The sequence below is a fragment of the Enterobacter cloacae complex sp. SYL003 genome, assembly GCF_049236925.1.
In the GTDB taxonomy this organism is placed as follows: Bacteria; Pseudomonadota; Gammaproteobacteria; order Enterobacterales; family Enterobacteriaceae; genus Enterobacter; species Enterobacter intestinihominis.
Genome location: NZ_JBMKJK010000022.1, coordinates 23354 through 49380, shown reverse-complemented (window position 1 = coordinate 49380; position 26027 = coordinate 23354). Strand labels below are relative to the sequence as shown.

The window sequence follows — 26027 nt, the reverse complement described above, 5'->3', positions numbered from 1 at the left end:
TGCAGTGATGTGACTTTAATCTTTATCAGCAGGCGCATTTCGTATTAAGGGAGCAAGTGTTAGCAACCCTGCCCAGGACGGAAGGACACTATCAGGACTGAACGCCAGTTTGGCGATTAAGGGGGTTAAATCTGCCAGTGGCTGACAGTGCCTTCTGATGCTGCTCAGACATACTATGCACAGATATAATCACCCGTCCGTCCTTGTGATTATCGGAAAAGGCCATGCACCGGAGTCGGCAAACCGGTATGCAGTGATGTGACTTTAATCTTTATCAGCAGGCGCATTTCGTATTAAGGGAGCCAGTGTTAGCAACCCTGCCCAGGACGGAAGGACACTATCAGGACTGAACGCCAGTTTGGCGATTAAGGGGGTTAAATCTGCAAGCGGATGACAGTGCCCCAGCTGCTGCTCAGTCACACCACGTCCTGATAAAATCTCCTGCCCGGTAATGTGATGACCGAAAAAAGCCCGTGCACTGGTGTCGGCAGACCGGCACGCAGGAATATGACGTTAATCTGTATCAGCAGGTACATCTCGCATTAGGGAGCAAGTGATAGCAACCCCGCCCAGAACTGAAGGCCAGCATGAGGACAGAACCCCAGTTTGGCGATTAAGGGGGTTAAATCCGGCAGCGTGAGTAAGTGCCCGTGCTGTGTTAAAGAAATATTCCCTAAGGACAATCTTCCGCTCGGCCTTTTGTATAAAGTTGTCACCCCGGGAGCGGGGATCACTTTACCTGCTTAGCCTAAATCTTACGTCAATCGCTATCCGGAATTTTAGCTTAATGGTCCTGAGTAAGTTAAAAGGGCTACCCATAATGACGTCCCCAGATGGTGATAAAGGAGTTAATTCCGCCTTCGGCTTACAGTGCCGCAGCTGCTGCTCAGCAACACCACGCCCTGATTAAATCTCCCGCCTGTCCTTGTGATGACCAAAAATAGTCCGTGCACTGGCGTCGTAAGACCGGCATACAGGAATGAGGCGTTAATCTTTATTAGGTGGCAGGATTCGCATCATGGGAGCAAGGGCCCTAGAACTGTAGACTAACATTAGAAAATCACAGTTTGGCGATAAAGGGGGTTAAATAAGTTAAAAGTCTTCGGTGAGCAAATTGGATAAATTTTCAGAAACCAAACCGTTAATAATAAACTTTTAGAAGAATGATTAAAGGATATTAAGTTTTGTATGCAAAATGACACCAGTGATCTGTTTTCACTAATAATGCCGCGCTACTTTGATTACCTTTGGTAAACAAAAATGTAATTTACGTGATTTTCATCTTATAATGTCAGTATTGAAGTTATAAATTTTGTTTACTTAATGCGTACACAACCTAACTGCGATTTGTATTTATGTCACTGTTTTTACACCACATTAATTATAAAACCAAAATTTGCAGCACAGTGATGAACTCATTAAGTCACAACCTCATTTGTTTACTTAAGGCATACAATAAAAAACCAGATTCTTATGAGACATCTGGTTTAATTATTTTTGCTTGAAGATATTTACTCTACGCGGCCAAACCCGCTGCTACTTCTTGAGCATAGAGAATTTCTATTGCCTCGCCATAGCTACAATTCTCGCGGCTTTGAATTTCCCATAATTTACTCCTGTCAGCACTATCCGTAGTAAAACAAAGCTCCATTTTCCGGTCTACGTATAACCGACAGATCTCTTGGAAGTTTTCGAACCTGACTAACATCTCTGAAAACACCTTTTTGACTGTACGAATATTTTTCATACGTTCATATTCTGCATCTGAAGTAGAAAAATATTTATTAGCCTTCATTGCTTCAATGCTTTCTTTTTCTTGTTTCATGATTATCTTCCAAGGCGAGTTAGCAGTCAGGGCCCGGCCAACAGAAGAAGTAAAATAATCTTCAAACGACTGTGTGATACAGATGCCAGCGCAGTTTGTTTTCCTGAACCTACGCCATGCCGCTTCGAGGAAGGAAGAGAAGAATTGGTTTGATTGATTTCCGGCACCTGATGAATTATCAGGACGAATGTACTCCCATGCTTCATCAAGGATGAACAAGCGACGACGCCCATCTTTTTTGATGAACATTGCATGCTGAGCAGCCTGAATGATAGACATTAATACAACTGTCTGAAGGTGGGGGGTGCCTTTTAGCTCCTCCAGTTCCAAAACAATAAATCTGCTGTCGAAGTTGATTGGAGGCAACGTATCGGTAAACCGGTGCCCATAAATTCCACCTTCGCACCATGCTCCGAGTTGCTCCCCAATATCCTTTATACGTTTGTCTTCATGCTTCTTGCAACGCAGAGCAAAGCCGGTTATTGAACCGGTCCGACCTGATTTTCTGGATTCTTGGTACTCTTCTGCAATAAGCTGAAGCATCACTGATTGTTGATAATCATCGATAAGGCCTTTCTCTGAAGCCATAATTTTTAGCTGATTCAAAACCATTATGGTCTGAGCAACTTTGTCTTTTTCTGCATCGTTTGAAGTTGATTCACCGGTAAATTCAGGTGCTTCGTTAAATACATCGTCGTTAACAGTGATGTCAGTTAGGAAGGCAAAGGGATTTAGGGTGAAGTCAGGGGTTTTACCGAAATCAATAAATTGACTGTTTGTATATTGTTCCGCAATCCCCTGGTAAGAACGGCCCACGTCCACAACAAATACTTGAGCACCGTCAGGATCATCATCTGGGTATTCGTTTTCTAAAAAATGCTTAAATGTTGAGCGATAATGAACGAGGTTATTAGATCGCGGTCCAGCTCCAAGATAGTTATTGATTAGATATGCTGTCCAGAATGACTTCCCTGCACCTGACGTTGCACCAATAACCATGTTATAGCTTGCAGAAGTCTTGAAAATATCAAGTCCCATGAGTTGACCTTCACGAGAAACTAAACTCAGTACTGGTCTATCTGTATTACCTTTCCAGGGCCCAAAGATCGGTGTCATATGAGCCGCTCCGGTGTTGCTCACTACTTCGGAACGGTCAAGGTCGAAAATTGTCTTTGGGTCATTGCACATTGGCAGACATGACATAAATGACGGGAAAACGATAAAGGAATCATCTGCTACTTTGACCCGGCTTTCGAGGTAAAAGGATTTGAGATCGTTAGCTGCTGTCTGCACAGAATTGGCATTACTACCCATAACAGTGAAAGTAAGATACCCTCTTAAAAGCTTTGCGCCATCCTCAAGCTCGCGAGTTACGGCCATGTAGTCATTATCCATATCCCGCAGGCGAGGGCAGAATGTGACAACTGAAGGTATACTTGCCTGTTTATTAGTGATTGCTTTGTAGCGGACGTTTTCTTTTGACAACTTGAGCGGATCGGCAAACTGAACAGTCTGAGTGATCATAAATGGGCTGAAAATTGTCTTACGTCCATGCATCCAGTTAACTACTAACTCATACATACAACCGAAATTGACGTATTCAGGAAACTTTACAACGGAAAGTTGTTTGAAGTAACGATGCTCAGATTCGTCGTCACTTTGTGTGACTGATGAGAAATGATTTTCTGTGACTGTATACTTACGGCCGGGAACGTTAACTTGTTCATTAAGCCTTTTCATAGTGTTAACGTCTATGAAACCTTCAGCCCACCGGGAGTTCTTTCCGGGGTTTACGACCTTATCTATACAATAGAGCCAGTTTTCTGCATCGACCTTAAACGGATGCAATCCAATCGTAATTAACTTACTTACAAGTTCAGAGTAAAGTGAATCGATACGCGAATGTTCCAGCTCGGTAGGAAGGGCAGACTGTAAAGGAATCGATAGCGAGATCCATACCTGAAAATCCCTCAACATAAGGTTATCATGATCAGGTTTTAAAGGCTTATGCATACTTCTGTCGTAGTAGTCCAACTGATAACCATTAAGCAGATCTGCTTTAAGCTTATCGTTCCCAGTCATACGCCCACCTCGCACAGCTGACCAAGCACTAAGCTGTAAAGTCAGGTCTGGCAATGCAGTCAGAGATATTTGACAGACAGTATCTGTAGGGAAATCCATTTTGAACATTTCAGCAAGAACATCTTGCTGATTATCAAAAACTCCAGGGGATGGATTACAGATAAACATAAACCCTAATCTGTTGCCATCAATCAAAAAATAGTGAGTCCCTGCTAATTGATCGTAAACAGGGATAAACCCACCTAATTGATGGCGATTTAAACCGCTATTGTAATTATTGATAGCTTCCATATTTGACCTTACAGTTGTCTAACAATGCCGTTCGAAGAGACAGCTTTAGTTGCTTTTTGTTGCTGCTGCATATTTTCCCGGGCCGCATCCTGTACTTCTAAAGGAACTATGCGAGCTGGGTTTGAGGTCGAATTCTTGCCAGCAATCCATGTTTGCGGTTTTACGTTGACATAAACGTAGCCGGGAAGATTAAGCGCATCGTTATCATCGGTATAAGGTGCAAAAGTAATTCTCATTACTTTCCCCTGTTGCAGAACAGCAAGTGGTTCAGGAGCCACTACAGCTTGTTTATAACCTTGCGAACGGTATTGCTGGATCTGCCCAGGGTTGAGAGTCGGGTTAACGGGCTGGCCATTGTAAAGAGAGTACATATCCTTACCAGGGCTGATATCAGAATTAGGTGCAACGTAGCGTGGGGCATTTCCAGCAGAAACCGGATAGCTTGTTTGTTTAACGACTTCCGCAGCCGGATGAACGAAAGGGTTACCAGTTGAAGAGGCAGTGCTATAACTGCTAGTCATCCTTACGTTTGAATTAACCGGTACACCAGAAATAGGCCGTGGTCCAATGGATGAAGTAGGGGCACCCATTTTTAAAGTTTTATCGTACATGACAGGTAACTGACCAACTGGCTTAATTTCGGTTTTTGAATAAGCCACAGGCTGATTTTTAAGGGTAGTAGACTGTGGATATTTGACTTCCCCTGGAGGGCTAATTTCAGTTGGATAACGGCTGTCATTGACAGCCGATTTCTCCTTTCCCGATTCCGACTCTTCCCCCGCCAGTGCAGACAGATCATCTCGATTATTAGTTAACTCCATAACTTCGCGAGGACCTTTACAGATAACGCCCTTTTCAATGCCTGGACATTCGGATTCGGAACTACCGATGGAGCACCCCGTAAGATATGAGGATGTACCTACAACCAGAGCACTGAGTACCAATCTTTTGATGTTCATAAACTAGCCTTAATTTGTCTCAAATGGATTTTTTAAGAGAGGTTCAACGCTTTGGTTCAACCAGTAGTCGAAATCTTTTGGAATGCCATTACCAGCCAAACCATCCTGTCTGACAACTGAAGGTACACCCTGCAATTTATAAATTCCTGCGAGCATCAATGACGCTACCAAAGGTTCCGCCGGACATTCTTCTGCTTCTTTTTGAGAGAGCAATCTTTTTTCAATGTCGGATTTGCTTCCCATTAGCCAACGAAGAATATCGAGGTTGTTTATTTTTCCTTTTTCTTTACTACACCAGAGCCTTCTAAGCTCTTCTTTTGGCTCACCGGGTGAGGGAACTAAAACAATATCTATCCGATACTTGTCCCGATCTGCATAGAATTTCTTAACAAGTTCCATGCAACCGTCACAATCAAGTGTTATGAAAATGGCTGCTTGTCTTTTAAGCTTTGAATTTCCCAGAGGAATGGACGCTACAGTTTCCAGAGGGAAGGGGGCCTCATCAAGACTAATAAAATAGGAATTCCTGATTTCTTCTACAGTCAGAACAGGTTTACGTTTAATTACATCAACAAGGCTTCCCCCAGTAAGGGAGTATCGGCCATCGGTCGTTACTGCCATTAGCTGCGAACGTTCGTCCTGAAAGAGGTATAGCCCACCAGAAGGAATGTATATGGCATCCTTAGGTTTATATCCTTTCATTTTTGATAACACACCCGAGATCTGACTGGGTGAAACGCCACCTTCCTTTGCCTTTGCCATTAACGCAGCAGCATCACTATTAGTTAGGACCTGCTCTGAAGCATAAGTGACCGTATTCGCCATAATGGCGAAAGCCGCCATTAAAGGGAAAAGTAACTTTTTCACTATTGGGTGCCCTCTACTTCTTTGCATTATAAGAACTTGATTGTACCGCTTCAGAGCTATCTTCAAGTTCCATATAAGTGACGATTTCAACACTATCCGGTACAGTAACGGCAAGCGTTGCATCAATAATTAAATAGCCACGGTCACGGTAGATCTTCATTAATGTTCTGAAATATTCTTCGAATTGAGATCTATCATTGTCAGCAGTACGGCCTCCGTGATGCTTGAAAAATTCCTTACGTAATTCAGGCATGTCAAGCACTGCAATCTTGTACGAAGGCTGGGATTGTTTATTGAAGTAATCGTAAACATTCATAAAGCCTTTATAACCATAAATAATGACCAATACGGCAAAGGCGAAGAAAAATAAATACTTCAATATTTTTTCAATATCAATTTCGAAGGTAATTTTTTTTGTTGTCCTTTCTCGCACCATTTTTTTAGTGATTTCAGGTCCAGCTGATTCAGGCGATTCTTTTTTTTCTAAACTATCCATTTAAACCTCAGCGACTGGTCAGATTCGTTGGAATTGTAGTTCCGGTCTGAACGACAAATGTAATAGCTCGGCCAGGGCTAATTTCTACGATTGGCCACTGTTGTTCTGCAATTGCGGTGTAGTAATCGACGAGTCGATTAAGACCACCTTGAGCTGCACCAGCCCCGGCTAATGCCCCAAGTGCACCAAAATTAGGGGACTGATACTGAGCCTGTGAATTAGGGTCGATGTTAAGTGAAGATACCTTACTGGGACTTAAGCTACCGGCAAGTGAAGAAAGTCCACCGGCAAATGCAGCTCCTGCAATTGCGTTACCATTTCGGCTGATAAGCGTGCCTCGGATCCCATTTTTTCCGTCATTTTCACTTACAGCATATGCTTCCAGTTTTACGTCAAAAGCTTTCCCTTTTGAATTAACACAAGAGATAGAAGTGGCACGTATGTAAGCACGCTGTGACGCCAGATCACCAACAGCTGAACCCAGAAGGTTACAGTCACGCAAATCCATGGTGAAATTATTGGGCATGATGACATCTTTTTTAATACGCATCGTTACTGGCATTGGTTCTGATTTGGAAGAAAGGCTTGTAGGCGCTTCAAGCCCGGTAATCAGAACACCAGTGATAATAGATGTTGCCGGAAGAAACATTTCATCTTTTCGGGCAGCATGCCGCGCTTTGCTATCAACTGGCGCAGTACCATCACCTCGTACAGTCCGAGTTGGCGCTTTATCTCCTGCAATGACCTCTCTGCCTTCCTTGATTCTGTTTTCAGACACGGGCATAACCTGAATGACACCATCGGTACCATTAGTCTTAATGGAACTTTGTGTGATTGTTCTCATTGGGCTATTACGCGTAGGTGTGATAGAAGCGTAATTAGGGTTTACGCCATTAATCGGCGCATTAGCATTAAGCTGATAAGGAGCTGCCGGTGCCTGCTCATTAATCGTTTTACGCGAACTACCAGCATCCAAGTTACGATTGCCGTTTCGATTTGTCTGCATATCATTAATTTGCTGAGACAGCTGCTGAAGTTGAGAAGTTAAACTTGCAACTTGGGCTTTAGTTTCCTGTTGGGCTTTTTCTGCTTTTTCGCGGTCCTCTTTCGCCGCATTTTGGTCAAGTCGGTTTTGCTTAACCATTTCTTTATATACTTTCTGGCTTTCTTCATTACTCAATTTGTTCATTTGCGAATCATCTAACAACAAATTGGTCTGCATGTCTTTTTTCTGTGTTTTCTTTTCTTTCTTAACTGGTGTGGAAAAAATAGACTGGCTAATAATATAAACAATCACTACCAGCAGAGCGCCAATAACAGAAAGTCTGACGGTCTTATTTTCCCAGGCCTTTTTAATGTCCATGATTAGCTCCACTTGTAGGTTTCTGGAATCGTTTAATTTTTAGATTTCGTTCGCTGTCAGACATCTGAGGAACGATATAGGGTTCACCTGCTCTGGCCCAGTTTTCACGAACAGATGGATGATTCATTTCAGCTTTATCTATCTGGCTCGTTCTAGATATTTCATGTTTGTAATTAGGTTCCAAAACGTTACTTTTGTGATAGTCAAAAGCATTCTCCTCATTAATATTGCCCTCTCCTACAAATTTATCAATAAGAGTTGGATCGTTCATTATTACTGTCTGAACGGGAAAAGCGTTACTGCCATCTTCGATACTAATGGGTGCGTCCGGAACGATTAATACACTCCTTTTTGGTATATATTCTGACCTGTAGTAAAAGCTGGTTAAAGCAAATACGACAAAACCAATCACGGTGGCCCCAAGCAGAGCAGGCAAAGTAACTTTTCCCATATTATTTTCTGATTAGACTTGGTCTGGTTGTAACCCGGGCCTCGCGTTCCTTGAACAATTTATCCCGGACTATGTAAAGCTCTGTTTCTTCTCCCGGTTGCAGGTATGCTTTATCAAATAAAGCACTTGCAATAACGCCTTCTGCCATACACTGCTGATCAGCAACGATTTGACCGTATGGTTTATCGTTTTTCACAAGAATTACATCAATAAGTTCACGTGAGCCAACCAGTCTCTGACCGAGCTTTGCATACATATTAAAGTTACATGGTGACTGCTCTGGCGCAGGAATACGAGAAAGTCGGTCCTGTTGTAAACTGAATCCTGAAGGGACCTCACCAAGAGCCACAGGAGTCAATAAATCAATGATTCTTTGTTTATGATCGTCTTGTTTTGGATCCGTTGGAGCCAGTTCTTCTGACTGGGAGCGGGCCAACATTTCCTCATAGTTTTGCTTATCCAATGAGGTTTCACGTTTGGCTTGCATAGATGGGCTTAAAGATGTAGTAACTGAAATCATCGCACCGGGAACATCAAGCGGTACCAGGGTCAGGTTATAGGTCGATTCAGGTACCTGATCTTCAGACAACATAATCCCGATTGGTTTATCGGTATTAGTTGAAATAAAGACATCGCCACCATTAACAAATATGCTTGCCTCTTCAGCAGGGGTAGAAGTACTGACAGAAGCATTCTTGAAGCTGGTCGATATTCTGTTTTGAAGTCCTCGTGAAACTGGCAGTACCACATTCCCACCAGGCGGCACATTTACACGCTGAACTTCTTTATATCGGTTACGAGCTTCGACATAAAGTTCATCGGCTTTTGACGTGGCGGTCGCATTGGTTGCATTCTGCTGGGAAGAGGTACCTGTTGGTCTCCCATAGCTATCAATTGCACCAGATCGGGTCTGTGCGTCAAATCCGGGGAGACTAGGATTATTTGATAATGCTCCAGTAATAGCGCTTACCGCAGGCGAAGCATTGCTGGCTGGGGAAAGTTGCACGGTAGGGAGATCAGTTGTAGGTTTTTGTCCCTGCGCATTACCGGCTTCACTAAGGTTTGTTTGTGCACCTGACTGTTCAGAACCAGCTTGACCCGGAATAATGGCTTTTGCAGCTCCATTCTGAAATCCGTCAGCACCAACTGGCATTACAACCGGGTTATTAATTGTTGCTGGCAATTGGTATTCTTCAGCGATTACGCAGTTCGAAGTCGTGAGCATGATCAATGCTGTAATTGCGTTGAAGCCTAAGCCCTTTTTTTTAATCATCACTTGTTACCTGTAGACGGTGGCGGATTATCCAGCGTTGCCAGTTGCTCTTTGCCGTTTATCGTAATTTTTTTAATATTCGGTGTTCCGGAATATTGATTTACATATGCAATTCTTGGGCGACCATTTTTCATCCCGAGAACCCATTCATAAGTCCATTTCGATGATTCAGTTTTGTCCGGAACATTTACAAGTCGAGTCGTTTTGGTACCCCAGACATAGACCATGTCATTTTTTGGATCAAAGTAAATATCATTAGGCTTAAAGGTCTGCTCAACACCACGAGCCTGCATGATATTTATCTGCTCCTGTAAAGACTCACTCGTTTTAGCCTGTAGTTCAGGTGAAAGGGCATCGAGGACATAGGCCGTCACAAAGGAAATATTAGTTGGATTAATATTCCCTAAAAGGGTACTAAAAAAGAGAGCCCATTGTGTTTTATAAGATTCCGATGCTTTGTTACCAACAACCGTGATCTCTTCATTCATGTTTGGAGGGGTAACAATCGTCACTGGGTCAGTGAAAAAAAGAATCTTTGCAACCAATAACCCAATGACGGCTATTGAAACAGTATTAATGCGGATAAGTTTTGTATCACGATTAATCAGGGCGCTGTATGTAATTCCAGCACCTGACGCTTCAGCTTGTGGGCTAAATCGTTTTTTAATGTCCAAAAAACGTCCCTTAGCACTTTCATCTTTCTTTACGTATGACTGTTCAAGATCACCGTTTTCATCCTTTTTAGATTTTTTGAAAAAAGGGATGTTAATGCCACTTAGCATTTTCATTCATAGCTCCATCAAGAATACAAATCTCTGATAAATGGATCGTTGAAATAACGGCTACTAAAAACTGCTTTACCTGGCAAAAAACCGAGCCACCAGAGTTTGTGTTTTAGCAATCCTCTTATTCCTGACTCAGCTGCTTTGTTATACGCAATCCAATACACAACCGCTGCTACAACAGAAAACCCGAAGCATTCGAAGATATTCCCAAATGCAACCAGAATGAATGCAAGCCCTAATTTTTTGGCATCCCAAAACAAAATCAGTAGAGGCATGTTGATCCTGAAAGGGAATCTATAGGTATGCTGAGGAACGTCGTTCTGCTTACTCATTAAAAATCCAGAGAGGGGGATGAACCCCCTCATGCATGATTAACAATAAATTACAGCGGTACGCCAGCATCCATAAAGGTGCTGATAATTTTCTCGCCGTTGGCCATTACCAGCATCATGAATAATGAAACCAGTGCCAGGCCCGGGTTAGGCTTAAGGACAGAGAAATATACGCTTGAGATCAACATCGCGGCTGCCAGAATTTTGCCCGGAGCTCCAGTCATACTTTCACTCATGTATGACCAAATATCTCCCAGTGCCCCATCATCTGAACCCGCATATGCCAGACCGCAAAAAAGCACGGTCAGCAGAACAAACAAAATCACTTTTGCGCTTTTTGTTTTAAAAAGTGCAGCCGTGTTAGATTTCTTTTCACTAAGGCCAATATTTAAAGAAAGTTCCATAATTACTCCGTGTAGATTTGAGTTCACGTAAACGCGAATGAATAATACTTTTTTATTCCGATCCTTCCGTTCGCATAAACCCCCTTTTTTTAACGTTTAGCGATTGGTGAATTTTTAAGCAAAGGGCCTAAAGCATAATCTTTGAAAGGTACCAGTGAACGCTTAGTAAAAGTTTGAAAGAGGGGAGGGGGTAAGATTACGTTAAGCTCAATCCTGAAGCTGATGAGACTCCTCAAGCATAAAAGTCACTTTTGATGGTTTGAAAAGCTCTAACTAGATATCGGGCAGGTAACTAAGCTTCATATCTAATCTTTTTTGTTCCCTTATTATCTATCTCTTGATTCTGAGAAGGCCGCATATCACTGTGCTCCCTGGTTCGGCAACTATCAGTTGGAGAAACTACATACAATCCTCGGGCCGGTGCGTCATTCATCTAAATGCCTTTTACACCTCTGGGCGTGAGTGGGACTTTGTCTTGTCCATACGAACATCATTCATTCGAATGCTTTTGGCCAATGCTATTTAAGCAAATGCTTTCTGGCTGAGTCCTTTTGCGAATGAGTCTTTGATATAACTGCATGAATTTTGGGTTGTTTGGTGTACTAACAAAACAAAGGCATTTCTTTGAATGCCATTGGAGTTGTGATGCTTCTGATATTTTTTTGATCTCATATCAAGCACATAGTCCTTCTGATGCCCAATGTCATAGATGTCTTGGACCATTCTCGCTCTTAACAAAGCTGAACTGTGTGTCATTCGACCTAATGCCATTCACCAAAATGCCTTTTTATACCACTGCATAGCTATGCTCGGGATACAGTGGCAAACAAAAGCATTTCAATGAATGAATTTTTGGGATACCGACATCAAAAGCATTTGTATGAATGTAAGAGGCGTAATCCACAAAAGGCATTCACGTGAATAGAGTGCGCACGAAACCATCTTGCTCAACGGCATTTAATGAATGGGCTAGCATGTACGCTTGAGTCAGAAAGGCATACAGATGAATAGTCAGGAGTTCGTTTGAAAAGTTACTTTTTTGCACATTAAGCCGAGATGTAAGACCAGTAGTAAAAGAAGCACTAAGCATAGCACTGATAAATAACTTATTTTTCAGCAGGTTATAACCAGTGCATACCAGATAGCTTTCAACCTTGTTTGGCAAGGGCCAGCTTAGGGCTTCTTTTGAAGATCTGAAATTGTATGTCGCGACCTTTCTTAACTTCTTGATAATCGAGATATCCGATAGATTCAAGTTCCCGCATTGCTTTACGAATTATCTGGTTTTGCGTACGAATAGGGGTTGTAAGAAGCAACCTTTCCCTCAACCGTTTCATATTAACGAACAACGTACCAGCTGGCATTGCTTCAAAATAAATATAGAGAGATTGCGCAGCTTCTTTTTTAGCCAAAATGTATAGAACCTGAAGGCTTAACAATGTCTTATGGTCGTAACGATACAGTTCCCACATAGAAGGATCCCCAACCAGCTCAACAGTATCGCTTTTTGGATCAATCATAGCCTTCTGCACCAGATGCGTTACTGTGAACCGACCACTACGAGAGTCTGAGAAGGCAAGCACTACCGATGCAAGGTTCATTAATGACTCTTTAAAGCGCGCACGAGTTCGTTTGTTGATGTTTGTTGAACTGATACCACACATCTTCGCAAACTCGTTAAAAGTCAGGCTAATCTTCTCGGAAGTAAAACCATATTTACTGAAAGCCATGATGATCCCGAGCCAGCACTTAAAGTCGGTAGACATAGATAGTTTGACACCAGTTATCTTGATGTCGTCATAACCCTCCGATCTTGCAATTTCCATACACGAAAGCTCATCAGAGGCATCAACTTCAAAGTTTCGGTCGCGGTTTTCTTTTGTGCCGACAGGGGTAAATACACTCAATCTCAGCAGGGCCACGGGCTGAACCGACTTGGACGAGTTAGGCGTCAGTTGATAAGTCTTACCTGATTCATTACTGGTTACGTCAAAAGGATGGATTAACTCGTTGTTTTTAATCATTAACTTAACTCGTCGGTGATAAGATTTTCATTTGGCAAACTGTTTATAACATATTCTTGCAAATGCTTTTTACGCATTTACCTAAATGCCATAAGCATTCCAGTAAATGCCTTCCTTATTCATTCAAATGCTTTTCGCATGCATCCGAATGCCGGATCCTTTCATAAAGTTACTATAATCAATGAGTTAAAGATGCCGTGATCTTTACTTGAACTCTATTGATCTTTAGTGATCTAAAGAATTGATCTAACCTGTTGAAAACAATGATAAGTCCATATAAAACAAGGAATAGCGCTCCTTTATCAATATCTACAGATCGCAAACGGAAATGAAAGTGGGTTTACTATCATTGTTTTATTCAAGACAGTTTTTATTTTAATTTTATTAAGCAAATTTTTTGAGTTTACCTTTTAGATGTATCAGCCCTATTTGGCAAATTTGAGGTTCATGTATCATGTAGTAAACAGGAGGAAGATATGAACAACAGCAAACATACAGTCATTGAAGTGGATACTAATCTAGTTGAAATTGAAAAGGGATTTAATCCCCGAGAGGCGGTAATCGGAGATTTGTGTTACGAACAAGAACCTGTCAAATCGATGATTGTGTCAATCAAACAAGCCTTTAAGGAAGGAAGGCAGGTTGATATGATCAAGGTCGTAAAAAGAAAAGGTAAATATTTAGTTCGTCAAGGTCATACTCGTTTTCATGGCTTAAAATTAGCAATTTCTGAAGGTGCTAATATTCCAAAATTATCTGTTATCTTAATCGATTATAAAAACGAAATTGAAGAATACCTTGAGAACCTCGATGGTAACAGAAGCAATGGGCTAAATCCGGTTGGGCAAGCTCATGCATTAGCTCATGCTGTTAGTCTCGGGTATTCGGTTGAAGAACTAGCAATGCGATATCAACGATCAACTACCGCAATTCGTAATATGCTAAAAATCCTTGATATGCCATTAGAGCTTCAACGTTTGATTAGCCTAAATCTAATCAAAAAAACGCTCGCCATTGAAATAATGTTAAAATATTCCAACGATCACAAAATGGTTTTAAAACATATAGAAGGTTTCTTACCTGGCGTTAAGAATATTGAGACTACAACGAGCAAAATTGTAGGCATACCTGAACACAATGCAGCTGGAGCAGGACCAGACACCTTAAATAAAGGCGGACCAGAAAAGAAAAATTCGGCAGTCACACGTAAGACTTTGGGTATTAAGCGCCTCTCGCATAAGAAAACAGAACGGCTAAAATCTGAATTTCTTGAGCTTGTGGAAAGTACACATACGGAATCTATAACGAATACTCAAACAGAACTAAAATTTGGTAGAGATAGTGCACACTTGTTCAAAAATGTTGATAGTAAAAATGTAATATTTTCTGATGATGGTGTTCAAATAATCTTGAATGATGAAAAGCTAAATATTTTATTGTCTTTACTTAACGACGAAAATACAGCAATCATTCTTTCTAAACCAAAATTAGAAGAGCTTCTGGAAATTCGAGATCTCCTTAAGGAATAAAAAACCGAGGATTAGTTGAGTGATTAAACCTATAAAGCTGACTCTTATCGATAATTATAATGATTTGCTTCTAACTCATGAAGTCCTTAAACGCAACATGGAAGAGTTAGAACACGGTAAACGTTTTGACCAATTTCCTGAAGGGCATGACCACTATGAAAAAACTGTGAAAGAAGCTGTAGCAATCGTAGAGGCACGTTTGGAGGTGTTTCGAAAATGAAATCTCTTTTCTTTACTCTTGATGGTCATATGGTACCAGCCTCAGTGAATGTATCCCTTAACGGAGATGGAAATTATTATGCACCTATCGAAAGAGAATGTAACGAATGTGCGGGCACAGGCCACAAAGGGGCTGATGTATGTGAAAAGTGTCATGGGGTGCAAACAGTTGGACCCATTATTGAAAAATTAGTGGTACTAGAGCCAATTACCTTTCTCGATAACATTCCGGAACTGCGTGTTAACCCAACACTCGAAGCATGGAAATCCAGAAACCACGTACTTATTGAGAAAGCAAAAAAGGCTAACACTAAGTTTTCTAATAGTATATTGGCGCAACTAGACAATAACCGTTTTTTGACAGAACGCCAGCTGGATTGTTTCTTTACAACCTTTGATGTGATGTTGTCTGAAACTCCGGAAAATGAACAAGAAATTTTAAAACATAGCTACAATATCGGCCAGGTCATAAGCATTGAACTAACATTTACTGAAGTCAGGGCCGCGTACGCAAAAAGTAAAGGGAGTTATTTTTTTACATTTACTGGTAAAGTTAGAAATGACGGGATCGCTTTAACGGCCGATAAACAGGATCACATTTTATTGGGTGAACGTTATCATTTGACTGGAAAAGTCAGAAAATTCTATGATTTTGATTCGAAAAATTATGCTGCAATAACAGTTTTTAAGTTAAGTAAACTCCAAGACAGTTAAATGTTTTACTGCTTAAATATAGAGCCAAGACTTAAACTGTCGTTAGGACTCACTCACGTAATATTGTTGCTTACGCAATGGGTTTTATCCCTCATAAAGATCTGCGAGTATAAATCTTTTACATTTAAATTCCCCTCTATCACAACCTTTTCAATAGTAAAAAAATGATAATCTTATTAATTATAATTTTTAATTTTTTGTATACCAATACCATACAGTTAAGGCTAAAAGGTGATGATGGAGATGGACTTTAAAATGCACAATGATCTGGGTCTCGGTTTCATTTGTAAAAATGCAAGAACATCGTCAAAGCCAACGTTAAGAAAAGTTACTTTTCCGGTAAGCGCATATGAAACGTCTAAGCTTTCTTTAACCGGTTTTCAATGCCCCACAGCCTGCCGATTTCCTTTTTTTGTGCTATGCATGATAATCCATAACCATCTTTCGTCTGCATGCCCTATCAACCAAAATGAATGTTCAAATCATATATCGCAATTTTCTATCGACATTAAAGTACAAGATTGGCTTAGCCGTTCAAGAGTAGCGTTTATTGATTTCCATAATCTAAGAAATACAGATAAAACCACATTAATAACAGTGGAACATCTTGAAGCTTTACTTACTGTTATGTCAACTACTCTTGTCGCTTACGCTCCATATTCAAAAAAGAGACTTAACTTTAGCTTTCTAAATTCATTTACTTTGTCTAAAACTTCTCAAAGTTACACATTAACTTTCCCGGTAGTTCTCAGTCCGCTTTTAGATGCTCTTGGCGGTTTCATTCAGGAATGCATAACCGAAAAATTGTTAAAACGACGAAATTCGAATTTCATGGTTTACGAGTATCTTAAACGTTCAGGCCAGAGCTCTCATAAAGTGGAGGACATTAATAACGACTTACAGCTTAAAACTCTAAATATAAGACTTATGAGCGTCCTTACTGGGCTTTCTCAGCAAGGACTCATTTCATTTATTTGCGAAGGAAAGAGGGGCGACCGGAGAATAGAAGAGCTTCAGTTTATACCTTATGTTCAACGAACTCACCCTGAGGTATTAACTTTTCAGGAATGGATTAGCCCCGTTGATTAGAATTAACTCTATTTCAGCACGGCCAGTATTTCTGTTTCCGTTTTCCGTGTATTTGGCTTACTTCCTACGGATCGGTAAGCGCTGAGTCTGTGTATGACGAATCCACGCTCTTCATAGAGGCCCAAAGTGAATGGTGTCAGGCTATTTGATATCGCAACAGCAGCGCCTTTTCTGTGAGCGTCAACGAGCATATTTGCTAACAGCACGTGGTCGCTTTGGCTGAACGGTTTACCATCGTAACTGACAAAACTAGTTTTGCTTGTTTTGTCATATGGCGGATCACAATAAATCTGATCTCCTTCGCCGGTTGCGGCCAGAGTCTCCTCAAAACCAGCGGTGATCAGTTCAATACCTGAAAGACGAAATGAAAGGTAGTCTATTTTATTGAAGTCAAGCTTCAGTTCTGTATGTTTCCCCCAGGGCACTGAATAGATTCTTTCTGAGTTATAGCGGCACATACCGTTATAGCCCAGGCGATTCAGGGAGTAAAACAAAGCCGCTCTTTGAAGCGGTTGACCAGAAATACAGGTTTTGTTGAAACGGTCCCTCATCTCATAGTAGTCCTTTTCGACAAAGGTTTTATCCGCTAGGTTTTGGACCTGATTTATAAAGTTAGTTTTCTGTCTTTGAATAGTCCTGTATAGGTTGATCAAGTCTGGATTGCTATCTGCAAGCAATGCATTTTGTGCAAACATGTTCAGAAAAACGGCACCACCGCCTATAAAGGGTTCTACCCACCGGCAACTATGATCGTGTGGGTAGTGATGGCTGATGAAAGGCATCAGTTTCGTTTTTCCACCAGCCCATTTGATTATCGGCATGTGTCTGAGATGTCGAGTCAAAGTGTCTATACCTGAGAGAGAAATTTAGGTGCTGGTATCGTACCTAACCACGGGCTTTAACTAATAACTTAGGGAGCAAAAAAAAGTTGTTTAAGACGCACAGTTTTGACTTTCAGCATTGCGGATTTATAAGATTTTTCCTCACTGATACCTGAACTTTATGTTTTGGATTTATGTCTTTGTTTATGAAGCGATTTTGATGCCATCACAAGAAATGGGGAGCCCTCTTTTTTTGTGAAAAATCAGAATAGGCTCAAAAAGTACCTTTTTTGCGAAAAATTATGGATTTTTTTTTCGGTAGTATCCCCGCTACGCAGAAAGTAAGCAGAAAAATGTAACGGAGCCCCTATGAGTGTTTTACTGACAGAACCTACACAGCAAGCTAATGACAAGGTCTTTAAAACGGCCCATGTTGCCTTTTCAGTAGTTACTGGCACAGGTCGTTACGTCACTGGGCTTAAACAGTTCCGTGATGCAAACCCTGAACTTTGTACTGAAGTAAGTGACCAGAAAGCATGGGCTATCCACCCTTCAGTAATTCAGGTCACGCCAGGCTTCAACTCCCGCGAAATGGGAATGGGTGACGATTACTATAAGCTCCCTGAGGTTGAAGAACACATCTACAACATCAAGAATGCCTACATTCGAGGTGACTATGTAGACCCTATCCGAGTACGTGTCATTGATGGGGTACCTTTTGTTCGCCAGGGGCACTGCCGTTTAAAAGCCGCAATGATGGCATGTGATGAAGATCATGACATCACAATCCTTTGCGTTGAGATTAAAGAAGATGAAATTGGCTGTGAGCTCGCGACCATTGATGGTAACCGTGGTCTTGCGCTTTCTCCTGTTGCGCTTGGCGAGTCCTATCGTCGCCTACATTCTCTTGCTGGCTGGTCACTCGAACGAATTGCTCAACGTGAAAATAAAAGCCCGACGACCATCAGTTCTCTTATCCGCCTGACAACCTGTTCTGTTGTTATCAAGAAATGGATTCATGCTGACGCTATTTCGTATGTTAACGTGCTTTCACTGATCGATGAGCTCGGTGAAACAGAAGCAATTTCACGTATCAAGAAGATGATCGCGGAACTTGAGCAGGCCGATGCGAATGGCATCACGGTGAAAAAAACCCAACATGGTCAGGTACGAGTCAGACCTTCAGACTTCAAGCCAGCACGGATTCCGCCGGTTATTGCCACAAAAGCCGTAGAAGGCGTCAAACTCATCACCACCAGCTTATTACAGAAACTGGGGGATATTGAATTGCCGGAGATGACAGATTCAAGTGCTGACGAAGAAATCAACATTACGTTGAACCGCAGTACTCTGGAGATGCTGAGAAATCTTTCAAAAGAGATCACAGAATCAGAGAACAAGCAGCTTCGCCGTGCGGAGAATCGTCAGGCAAAACTTAATGGTGAGAAGCCAAAATACCCACGTAAAAAAAATGCTAAGAAGGCAGGGGAAGAGACCGATCAGGATACTGACCCACAGCCGGACGCAGAATAATTTACTTTTGGCAAAGTGTTGGTTTTGTCAGAGTCATTAAGGATTCAGGCTTTTTGCCCGCCTTTTTTAAACCTCCATGTATCGTTCTTGCCCCGTTTATGCGGGGCTTTTTTTTTGCTTCTTTCTATGAGTTGACATCTTTAAGTTTTATTCAGAGACATAAAAAACTTTTTCGTGTCACTGAACCTATTAGGTTACAGAGCGACGTTGCTATCCTGGTAAAAGTTTTTTCTAAAGGACCGGTAAAATGTCATCTCTTGATTCTGAAGCTAAACCCGATAATGCAGGTCACAGCGTACTGGCTTTAACAACCTCTCATAGCCTGGTGGTTAGCTCTTCTGAAACATTTCTTCCAGATATGCGCAAAGAGCTCGGCATTATCGCGGATCTTGTTGAGTCCTATAATGATGAACTCTGCTTGTTGAAACACATGGCTGTCCAGTTCAAAACCCACAATCACCAGAAACTTTATTCTTATCTCTCAGGCTACAACCACAGTATCTCTGAAGCGGATGCCTTGTTCGCGGAAAACGCTCTGAGATCTGAATACTGGAAACGCGTTATGGCACTCACTGATGTTTTGCCTATCATGTCGGATGCCAAACGTAACGAATGGGATAAGCAGTTTACGGCCGACCGCTATATTATGCCGCCTCAGGTGATCCCTGATTTCACAGCTGACGCTGTAGTAGGCACAGTCGTTGCTTTGCTTAATGACCGCAATCAATTTATTAAAGAAAGGGTTTACGACGTCTTCCAGTCTCTGAGCCGCAGTCATAAGACAAACAAAGCTTTTGGGTTCTCCACCCGCATGATCACTACCGGAGTTTGCGAGCCGTCTAAATACCCCTGGCAGAAATTAAGGGTGGATTTTAAAGAGTCTGGCATTTCACCACTGAGCGAGCTCCGCGTTATATGCGCATTCTTCCGTGGCGAACAGGTGAAGGCGATCCATAACACCAAATCATTGGTTGAGGCGTTGGTCGAACATGAGGGGTTCAGAAAATGGATCTGCATCGATGGCAACAGTATTCGTTTCAGGGTTTACAAAAATGGATCAATGCATATTGACGTCCACCCTGATATCGCCGAGCGGCTTAACAATATTTTATCAGCTATCGTACCGCTGGCATTACCTGCCGACCGCATGGCTCATAGCAAGAAATCTTTGGAGGCATTCCCTGTACTTAAGCAGTGCATCGACTTTGATACCCGGATGCAGCTTTCTGAACTAATGTTTAAAAATGACGGGGACAATAAATGGAGTTGCTGGACATCTTTAGGGTCTCTCGCCGAACGCAAATCTTCGAGTGTTGCCGCTGACACCCTTCGGTTCTTAGGGGCAACAGTAACAAAATACGATGTGACATTTTCCTATGATCCGTGTGAGGTTATTCGTTACATCGGCCAGATAGGGGAGATGCCTGATATTGTATCGCATCAGTTTTACCCTTCATCTTGCCGAATCAGCGAATATGTATATTCCCTGCTCGGTGCAGGGGAAGGGGATACCCTCCTGGAGCCTAATATTGGCCATGCGGATTTGCTTAAATCATTCCCTGCCGGTGTGATCGTTACTGGCATCGAGCTTGATACTTTGAATTGCCTTATCTCCCGGGCTAAGGGATACGATACGACAGAAGCTGACTTCCTCACATGGTCTAAGTCTAATCAACAGAAGAAGTTTGATTATGTCGTGATGAACCCACCTTTTGCCGATAACCGGGCCAGGCTGCATCTCCAGGCAGCTGCATCTCATCTCGCAGCCGGGGGATCTCTAGCAGCCGTTCTTCCATTATCTCTTCAGGGGCTCGATAACCTTCTGGGGGAAGAATTCCGGACGGAATGGATGGACGTTTTTGAGAACGAGTTTGAAAACACGACCGTTTCGGTTCGCATCCTGTACGCCGAACGTATTCAACAAGAGGAAGTCCTATGAGCAACCAACCCACCAGCCTGCCAGAAGAAGATATTGAGTTTGTTATGGATACCTTTCAGAGGAGCATGGGTAAATCCAAACCTGTCAGGGATACTCAAATAGAGGGCGAGAAACCGCAAAGTAAAGAGTCCGCAAACTCAACTGAAAACCCCGGTTATGAAGAATTCTTTTAATTACGCTCATGATATCCTGGTGCAGTTATTTAGAATGATATTTGAGGGATGGGGGACATTGTGATTAAAAGGCGTAACATTCGACGATCAGTTTATGGATTGCTTATTGTTCTTATCGCCGGAAATGTGTGGTTAGGCCTTAGAGCTGATAAAATTCATAAAGTGCGTTATCAGGATTTCTGGTCACCGGCAACTGTGATTAAAGTAACTGTAATGCCTTCAACGAATGAAATCCAGCTCAGTGGTAAAATCCCTAAATCGGTAAGAGTTTCAAACAATTATGTTGAGTACTCGTTACCGGGCACACTCTCGGACAAGACCATTTACCGAAGCGTGTTAGAAGATGAGATGCTCACTTTGCTTAATGCTGGAGGTCAACTTGAAGTTAAATACACTCTGGACAAGCAGACAAATCGAACTAAGGTATGCACTAAGTGCTTACGGGTGATTAAAGATATTAACCATCAATATTCAGCCACTGAGGTAAAGCATGGGCAGTCCTAAATTTGAAATTGCTGAGCAAATTAAAATGTGGATCGTTGTTTATCTAGTTTGCTTTTTAGCACTTTACTGTGTGTTAAGCGCTCTACATGCGCTTTATGATCCGCTAAATTTACCTGCCCTGACGTGGCCTATCAGCTGGTTCGTGGTGCCTGAAATGACAAGTTTTGGCAGTGCATTATTAGCTTTTGTCCTAACGCCAGGCCTTTGCTCTATAATTGCTGTTTTATTCGGTAAGTCTACCTTTAAAAAAGCTAAAACAAAAATATAGAGTTAATTAGATTGGTGGCTCAGGTTTATAAAACCTCTCACTAGAGAGGTTTATTTATTATTTTTGACTGAGATTAACAGCGTTTTCCATAAATGTATCAATAACAACCGTAAGAGACTGGCTGGTACCATGGCTATACTCAGGCCAAGGTAAAAAAGGATATGAAGAATACGCCATCAACATGATACTGGTTGGGCAACGCCAGTCCGTTGGAACACCTTTACTGTAATGGACAATCATAGCCGGGCGACTACAATCAATATCTCCAGCGTTTTTATCGAGTACGAAAGTAGCCAGAACGCCGGTGTCCTTCTGGGATACGAAAACAAGGCTGTCAGTAAAAATAAAGGCCATTAAGGAAGAGGCCAGGAAAGCGCCAGTAAATAAGGACTTCTTCTCTTTCCAAACGCGTCGAGCATATAACCCCATTAGCGCTACCGCTGAAACCATTCCGGACCACTGAGCACCCAAAGAAAAATCTGTTACTGTTTTAGATGTCATACTTTCATTAATAGTAATCATTGCGACAATGAATGGTGATGCAATTCCAAGTGTTGCTAGGACTATCAGCGATATTTCAGACCGGTTTTCTTTAGCGGATCCTTTACTTATTGCAGACATTGCTCTGAACATAACGAATGTACTGTTGAGCATCAGAAAACAGCATAAGAGCATGTATAACATTGGGTTTCCTCAACCTAGAAGTGATGGTTACCCTGTTATTTTACATAAATTTGACTCAACAGATGCTTTTAAAATCTCGCTTCCTTGAATTTAAAAACATATCAGCACAATTGGCAAACATAAAGGAGCAGCGTCTATCAAAAGTTACTTTTATGATTGGTTGAATACTCATTTTGAAGGCTAAAATCCAAAAAAGTGGGTACAAAAAGTTACTTTTGCGTCATCCAGATGCACTGCCGCCATTTTGCATTCTGTACGTTGGTTGCTTTCTCACTTGATGTCTCTTTTAACAGGCAAATTATCACTTTATCCGACCGGACCTTGTAGGCTGAATCCGTAGAATAAGGCTATAACCTATTCCCGGAGCATCATATGCGTAAAACTCTAATTGGCTGCATGGTTGCAACTGCCCTTGCTACTGTATCTTCGGCACATGCTCAGGTATTTAGCTACTCATTTACAGATACCAATAAGGCTGTTCGGAATATTAAGCCTGCAACACAAACATATCTTAATCCCGCTGGTGTTTTGACTCTGAACTTGATATCGGGTCTTGATCGGTACGAGCGAGTGACGGTCACACGAGACAGCGATAAAAAGGTTATGTATTCCTCCGTCTCGACCAAAACGAGCGTTGCAGATCGTATCGTTGCTGCCGATGGAACAGAATACTATGGAAAGGATATGGTTCTACCGGCGCTCGGAGAAGGGACCTTTACTGTAGTCAATGAAACTCTGGATATTCGCCAGACTGTAGTGAGCACATCTACTTATCATTTCATCGTTGATACAACTCCTCCACGCTATAAGAGTATTTATCCGAGTCAAAACGCAGGTTACGACATGGTACTTTCTGGGCCACTTTGGGAGTTGGGCCGAGGCGGTAGTGGCCAGTTTTCTATATTTGCAGACGGTATTGAGGATGCTAGTGGAATTGCCAAGATCCGTCTTGTCATTAAACGAAGTAATGGTTCTGTGGTCTCCGACAATAACCTGAGTTATGACACAGCCAATAAACGTGCGTTCTATCCGTGGATTAAAGATATGAACACCCAGGCTGGCATGCCCTCAAGTGATCTTGATGAAGAATTCACCTTCAATTTCATCGTTACGGACCTGGCAGGAAATACGCTTAACATTCCTCCCCAGCGGTTTTTATATGACGATCAAATGGGAGAATTTACGCCATTTGCAGTTCATGACTCACGTGTAAGCACCAGTGTTGTACCCGGCATTTCTTCGGGATACGTCCCGTTTAAACGAGGCCTTACAGTGCTGGAAAACCCCTACAAGTTGGTTATACGTATCCCAAGAACTAACTGGAAGCCATATCGAAATGGTGGCATGAGCATTACCAATAACTATGGCGGAGTACAGGTCCTTTCCGAAGATGCCACCTATGTCTACGTGGAAGTTAAGCTGCCACAGGGTGCCTTAGATGGAAACTACTATAGACCTGTGAATACATATCAATGGTCTGGAGGAGATCTTGGTCAGTATGCCAGCTGGCTCAACTGGGATCCTGCCTCTGTAAAGAGTCCGGCTTGGGGAAGTTCACCCATAGAACGACAAAAGGCTGATGGAACATGGTTCAACAGCGTAAACTGGAACCTGTTCAAGGCATCTGATATGCCTATAAAACTTACTAATATCCGGTTCAATGTACAGGCTAGGCCATATGATCAAAAAATCACTGGCGGAGCAACATGCAGTATTCCAGCTGGCTCAACAACCTGTACCGTCTCTTTGCCCCAGGATATTATAAATGGCACTACCGGCTATCTTCATAGTGGCTATGAAGTAAGGTCAACCACCGAAGCAACCTTCTTTGCCCCTATATGGGAGAATATAGCCTGGCATACACTGGGTCCCTCCGTCACTGGATTTGATTACATTGAAACCACCAACATTCTCCAGGTTTACGTGAATCAACCTGGAGATGGTTCATATTTCGACCATGTTTATGTAAATCGAGTTTGGTTGTCAGATAAAAACCGTAACAACGCAGAAATAAGCGTAACCGGCAAACAAACAGGTAGAAATATGGCGTCTGGGAACTACACGTATGAGTTCAACATGAAAGAGGTACCAGAAGGCAGTTATAACGTGGTAATTAATGCCCAAGATACATTCAACAATACCGGTAACCTCCCTTATCAAACTGTTGTCGTTGATAATACAGCACCATCTGTAAGTATTAGCTACGAAGGAAAACCGATCAGCAAAAACGTAACAGTATATGGGCTGGAGAACGTCCGTATACAGCTCACCGATGCTCTAACTAAACCATCCTTAAGCCGTATGACTCTTCGCGGTGGCCCTGTTTCTGATGCGGTGGAATTGTCTTGGGTGAATCTGGGAAACAACCTGTATGCACCTAATTATCCCAAGATCTTTCCGTCTCTTAATGAAGGCGAAACATACACTCTCACAGTTCAGGCCAAAGATGAGATGAACAACGTTAAAGAAAGCTCAGTCGAATTTAACTACCTTCCAAACAATCTCGTCAGGCTAGAGAATCTGAAAACCTTAGCTGTCAATGCTTCTCTCAAAACATCTGACAATACTCCTCTGGCTGTTCTGTATGCCAGCCAGCTGCGTAAAAAGGATGGTTCAATCGCTACAGGGCTTCAGGACGCAGTGCTTACTGTCCGTAAGGACGCTGCATTCGGCGTGACTGTAAATGGTGTTTCTGCGATGCCAGGTGAAAGCAAAGAGCTTCAACTGGATTTGGGGCTCGGGGACAGCCGTAGCTTTCCTATTTTCCCTGCTGTATCCGGCCTTACAGGCAGATCTGAGTTCATGATTAACATTGAAGAATTAAAATAAAGCAGGGCTGTTTTGCTGAAGCACAACGGCCGTCTTCTGATGCGCCGTAGCCCATGTTGTTGCAAATCAGTCCGACGTTCATTGCGTAAGTAACGCTTACTGCGGACCATGGTAGTGATTAGACTCACTACCATGGTCATTTCACCACATATCTTCTCTGCATTGCTCTTGTTGGGCAGACTAGTAACTCGTCACTAAATTGCAGCTTTTGTCTTGCTAAGTCGCTGGTATAACTGCACTACGAAATCGTCAAAAGATTTTATCCCTCATGTAGATCCAATAAATGATCCCAAAGGTGCCAGAGAGTACAAAGAAGATCCCGGTACGCTGTAGGCCGCATGGTTACTGGGCTGGAGCATTGTCACTGACAACAGTAGCGACATAAGTGACAACGGGAGTGACTTAAAAGACAATGGTAGAGACTATTTCGACGTTGGTAATGATTTTAAGTGACAATGGTAGTGAGGTTAGACTTAAACTTCCACTGTAAGGTAAGGTGACTCGCATTATTTAAATAAATTATTACTTTCAATTACTTGCGACACGAGTCTGCATGTATGCTTCTATTTCTCA

23 protein-coding genes are annotated in these 26027 nt (G+C 42.1%); 10 read left to right on the top strand and 13 right to left on the bottom strand.

Annotated elements, in window-relative coordinates; all coding sequences use genetic code 11:
* Nucleotides 1-1516: 1516 nt before the first annotated feature.
* The 11 genes from ACOT1A_RS21300 to ACOT1A_RS21250 all read right to left on the bottom strand — a co-directional run bounded on the left by ACOT1A_RS21300 (nucleotide 1517) and on the right by ACOT1A_RS21250 (nucleotide 13152).
* Nucleotides 1517-4198, bottom strand: a complete 2682-nt coding sequence (locus ACOT1A_RS21300) for a TraC family protein (RefSeq protein ID WP_000387412.1) — start codon at nucleotides 4196-4198, stop codon at nucleotides 1517-1519.
* An 8-nt stretch (nucleotides 4199-4206) separates the two neighbouring features.
* Nucleotides 4207-5157 (bottom strand): IncHI-type conjugal transfer lipoprotein TrhV, encoded by a 951-nt coding sequence (gene trhV, locus ACOT1A_RS21295; RefSeq protein ID WP_001022588.1) that lies wholly within the window; start codon nucleotides 5155-5157, stop codon nucleotides 4207-4209.
* A gap of 9 nt (nucleotides 5158-5166) precedes the next feature.
* Entirely contained in the window at nucleotides 5167-5919 is a 753-nt protein-coding gene (gene htdT, locus ACOT1A_RS21290; RefSeq protein ID WP_182911723.1) for a protein-disulfide isomerase HtdT, read from the bottom strand.
* 118 nt (nucleotides 5920-6037) lie between these two features.
* A complete protein-coding gene (locus tag ACOT1A_RS21285) occupies nucleotides 6038-6520 on the bottom strand; it encodes a hypothetical protein (protein WP_000377632.1) in 483 nt (160 codons plus the stop codon).
* 7 nt (nucleotides 6521-6527) lie between these two features.
* Complete coding sequence (trhB, locus tag ACOT1A_RS21280; protein ID WP_000351841.1) at nucleotides 6528-7883, bottom strand: IncHI-type conjugal transfer protein TrhB; 1356 nt, start codon at nucleotides 7881-7883, stop codon at nucleotides 6528-6530.
* Nucleotides 7873-8334, bottom strand: coding sequence for a plasmid transfer protein HtdO (htdO, locus tag ACOT1A_RS21275; RefSeq protein ID WP_000521242.1), 462 nt, complete (start codon nucleotides 8332-8334; stop codon nucleotides 7873-7875). The genes trhB and htdO overlap by 11 nt, the downstream gene beginning before the upstream one ends.
* Nucleotide 8335: 1 nt before the next feature.
* Nucleotides 8336-9607, bottom strand: a complete 1272-nt coding sequence (locus ACOT1A_RS21270) for a TraK domain-containing protein (protein ID WP_000592092.1) — start codon at nucleotides 9605-9607, stop codon at nucleotides 8336-8338.
* Nucleotides 9607-10395 carry a TraE/TraK family type IV conjugative transfer system protein gene (locus ACOT1A_RS21265; protein WP_000783153.1) on the bottom strand — a complete coding sequence of 263 codons (789 nt, stop codon included), beginning with the start codon at nucleotides 10393-10395 and terminating at the stop codon, nucleotides 9607-9609. The genes ACOT1A_RS21270 and ACOT1A_RS21265 overlap by 1 nt, the downstream gene beginning before the upstream one ends.
* Nucleotides 10396-10406: 11 nt before the next feature.
* A complete protein-coding gene (locus ACOT1A_RS21260; RefSeq protein WP_001447770.1) occupies nucleotides 10407-10757 on the bottom strand; it encodes a type IV conjugative transfer system protein TraL in 351 nt (116 codons plus the stop codon).
* Between the two features lie 17 nt (nucleotides 10758-10774).
* Nucleotides 10775-11128, bottom strand: coding sequence for a hypothetical protein (locus ACOT1A_RS21255; protein ID WP_000423602.1), 354 nt, complete (start codon nucleotides 11126-11128; stop codon nucleotides 10775-10777).
* 1148 nt (nucleotides 11129-12276) lie between these two features.
* Nucleotides 12277-13152 (bottom strand): RepB family plasmid replication initiator protein, encoded by an 876-nt coding sequence (locus tag ACOT1A_RS21250; RefSeq protein WP_000594611.1) that lies wholly within the window; start codon nucleotides 13150-13152, stop codon nucleotides 12277-12279.
* A gap of 476 nt (nucleotides 13153-13628) precedes the next feature.
* On the opposite strand from ACOT1A_RS21250, the gene ACOT1A_RS21245 reads away from it, so the two are divergent.
* The 4 genes from ACOT1A_RS21245 to ACOT1A_RS21230 all read left to right on the top strand — a co-directional run bounded on the left by ACOT1A_RS21245 (nucleotide 13629) and on the right by ACOT1A_RS21230 (nucleotide 16703).
* Nucleotides 13629-14681: a hypothetical protein gene (locus tag ACOT1A_RS21245; RefSeq protein WP_001065778.1), complete on the top strand. Its 1053-nt coding sequence runs from the start codon at nucleotides 13629-13631 to the stop codon at nucleotides 14679-14681.
* A 19-nt stretch (nucleotides 14682-14700) separates the two neighbouring features.
* Nucleotides 14701-14901: a hypothetical protein gene (locus ACOT1A_RS21240; RefSeq protein ID WP_000594930.1), complete on the top strand. Its 201-nt coding sequence runs from the start codon at nucleotides 14701-14703 to the stop codon at nucleotides 14899-14901.
* Nucleotides 14898-15614 (top strand): zinc finger-like domain-containing protein, encoded by a 717-nt coding sequence (locus ACOT1A_RS21235; protein WP_000838219.1) that lies wholly within the window; start codon nucleotides 14898-14900, stop codon nucleotides 15612-15614. Before ACOT1A_RS21240 ends, ACOT1A_RS21235 begins: the two co-directional genes overlap by 4 nt.
* Nucleotides 15615-15848: 234 nt before the next feature.
* Nucleotides 15849-16703 carry a hypothetical protein gene (locus ACOT1A_RS21230; protein ID WP_000970401.1) on the top strand — a complete coding sequence of 285 codons (855 nt, stop codon included), beginning with the start codon at nucleotides 15849-15851 and terminating at the stop codon, nucleotides 16701-16703.
* An 8-nt stretch (nucleotides 16704-16711) separates the two neighbouring features.
* Here ACOT1A_RS21230 and ACOT1A_RS21225 read toward each other — a convergent pair whose 3' ends face one another.
* Nucleotides 16712-17524, bottom strand: coding sequence for a DNA adenine methylase (locus ACOT1A_RS21225; protein WP_001121574.1), 813 nt, complete (start codon nucleotides 17522-17524; stop codon nucleotides 16712-16714).
* A gap of 369 nt (nucleotides 17525-17893) precedes the next feature.
* On the opposite strand from ACOT1A_RS21225, the gene ACOT1A_RS21220 reads away from it, so the two are divergent.
* From ACOT1A_RS21220 to ACOT1A_RS21200, 5 genes are all read left to right on the top strand, one after another.
* Nucleotides 17894-19057, top strand: a complete 1164-nt coding sequence (locus ACOT1A_RS21220; protein WP_000114860.1) for a hypothetical protein — start codon at nucleotides 17894-17896, stop codon at nucleotides 19055-19057.
* Nucleotides 19058-19304: 247 nt separating this feature from the next.
* Nucleotides 19305-20996: a DUF4942 domain-containing protein gene (locus ACOT1A_RS21215; protein ID WP_000096325.1), complete on the top strand. Its 1692-nt coding sequence runs from the start codon at nucleotides 19305-19307 to the stop codon at nucleotides 20994-20996.
* Nucleotides 20993-21169: a hypothetical protein gene (locus ACOT1A_RS21210; protein WP_000070862.1), complete on the top strand. Its 177-nt coding sequence runs from the start codon at nucleotides 20993-20995 to the stop codon at nucleotides 21167-21169. The genes ACOT1A_RS21215 and ACOT1A_RS21210 overlap by 4 nt, the downstream gene beginning before the upstream one ends.
* Before the next feature lie 60 nt (nucleotides 21170-21229).
* The gene (locus ACOT1A_RS21205) at nucleotides 21230-21673 is read left to right on the top strand and encodes a hypothetical protein (protein WP_001805248.1); all 444 of its coding nucleotides are present in this window, start codon (nucleotides 21230-21232) and stop codon (nucleotides 21671-21673) included.
* Complete coding sequence (locus tag ACOT1A_RS21200) at nucleotides 21660-21941, top strand: hypothetical protein (RefSeq protein ID WP_000535423.1); 282 nt, start codon at nucleotides 21660-21662, stop codon at nucleotides 21939-21941. Before ACOT1A_RS21205 ends, ACOT1A_RS21200 begins: the two co-directional genes overlap by 14 nt.
* 57 nt (nucleotides 21942-21998) lie before the next feature.
* On the opposite strand, the gene ACOT1A_RS21195 is transcribed toward ACOT1A_RS21200, so the two are convergent.
* A complete protein-coding gene (locus ACOT1A_RS21195; protein WP_000966518.1) occupies nucleotides 21999-22625 on the bottom strand; it encodes a hypothetical protein in 627 nt (208 codons plus the stop codon).
* A 372-nt stretch (nucleotides 22626-22997) separates the two neighbouring features.
* On the opposite strand from ACOT1A_RS21195, the gene ACOT1A_RS21190 reads away from it, so the two are divergent.
* Complete coding sequence (locus tag ACOT1A_RS21190; protein ID WP_001232713.1) at nucleotides 22998-25454, top strand: Ig-like domain-containing protein; 2457 nt, start codon at nucleotides 22998-23000, stop codon at nucleotides 25452-25454.
* The last annotated feature ends 573 nt before the right edge of the window (nucleotides 25455-26027 follow it).

Excerpts from the sequence above, each read along its gene's own strand:
- ACOT1A_RS21190 (WP_001232713.1), top strand. The coding sequence starts at position 22,998 with ATGCGTAAAACTCTAATTGGCTGCATGGTTGCAACTGCCCTTGCTACT.
- ACOT1A_RS21235 (WP_000838219.1), top strand. The coding sequence starts at position 14,898 with ATGAAATCTCTTTTCTTTACTCTTGATGGTCATATGGTACCAGCCTCA.
- ACOT1A_RS21195 (WP_000966518.1), bottom strand. The coding sequence starts at position 22,625 with ATGTTATACATGCTCTTATGCTGTTTTCTGATGCTCAACAGTACATTC.
- ACOT1A_RS21260 (WP_001447770.1), bottom strand. The coding sequence starts at position 10,757 with ATGAGGGGGTTCATCCCCCTCTCTGGATTTTTAATGAGTAAGCAGAAC.
- ACOT1A_RS21225 (WP_001121574.1), bottom strand. The coding sequence starts at position 17,524 with ATGCCGATAATCAAATGGGCTGGTGGAAAAACGAAACTGATGCCTTTC.
- ACOT1A_RS21300 (WP_000387412.1), bottom strand. The coding sequence starts at position 4,198 with ATGGAAGCTATCAATAATTACAATAGCGGTTTAAATCGCCATCAATTA.
- ACOT1A_RS21220 (WP_000114860.1), top strand. The coding sequence starts at position 17,894 with ATGAGTGTTTTACTGACAGAACCTACACAGCAAGCTAATGACAAGGTC.
- ACOT1A_RS21270 (WP_000592092.1), bottom strand. The coding sequence starts at position 9,607 with ATGATTAAAAAAAAGGGCTTAGGCTTCAACGCAATTACAGCATTGATC.
- ACOT1A_RS21210 (WP_000070862.1), top strand. The coding sequence starts at position 20,993 with ATGAGCAACCAACCCACCAGCCTGCCAGAAGAAGATATTGAGTTTGTT.
- trhV (WP_001022588.1), bottom strand. The coding sequence starts at position 5,157 with ATGAACATCAAAAGATTGGTACTCAGTGCTCTGGTTGTAGGTACATCC.
- ACOT1A_RS21255 (WP_000423602.1), bottom strand. The coding sequence starts at position 11,128 with ATGGAACTTTCTTTAAATATTGGCCTTAGTGAAAAGAAATCTAACACG.
- ACOT1A_RS21285 (WP_000377632.1), bottom strand. The coding sequence starts at position 6,520 with ATGGATAGTTTAGAAAAAAAAGAATCGCCTGAATCAGCTGGACCTGAA.
- htdT (WP_182911723.1), bottom strand. The coding sequence starts at position 5,919 with ATGGCAAAGGCAAAGGAAGGTGGCGTTTCACCCAGTCAGATCTCGGGT.
- ACOT1A_RS21215 (WP_000096325.1), top strand. The coding sequence starts at position 19,305 with ATGTCATCTCTTGATTCTGAAGCTAAACCCGATAATGCAGGTCACAGC.
- ACOT1A_RS21245 (WP_001065778.1), top strand. The coding sequence starts at position 13,629 with ATGAACAACAGCAAACATACAGTCATTGAAGTGGATACTAATCTAGTT.
- trhB (WP_000351841.1), bottom strand. The coding sequence starts at position 7,883 with ATGGACATTAAAAAGGCCTGGGAAAATAAGACCGTCAGACTTTCTGTT.
- ACOT1A_RS21230 (WP_000970401.1), top strand. The coding sequence starts at position 15,849 with ATGATGGAGATGGACTTTAAAATGCACAATGATCTGGGTCTCGGTTTC.
- htdO (WP_000521242.1), bottom strand. The coding sequence starts at position 8,334 with ATGGGAAAAGTTACTTTGCCTGCTCTGCTTGGGGCCACCGTGATTGGT.
- ACOT1A_RS21200 (WP_000535423.1), top strand. The coding sequence starts at position 21,660 with ATGGGCAGTCCTAAATTTGAAATTGCTGAGCAAATTAAAATGTGGATC.
- ACOT1A_RS21265 (WP_000783153.1), bottom strand. The coding sequence starts at position 10,395 with ATGAAAATGCTAAGTGGCATTAACATCCCTTTTTTCAAAAAATCTAAA.
- ACOT1A_RS21250 (WP_000594611.1), bottom strand. The coding sequence starts at position 13,152 with ATGATTAAAAACAACGAGTTAATCCATCCTTTTGACGTAACCAGTAAT.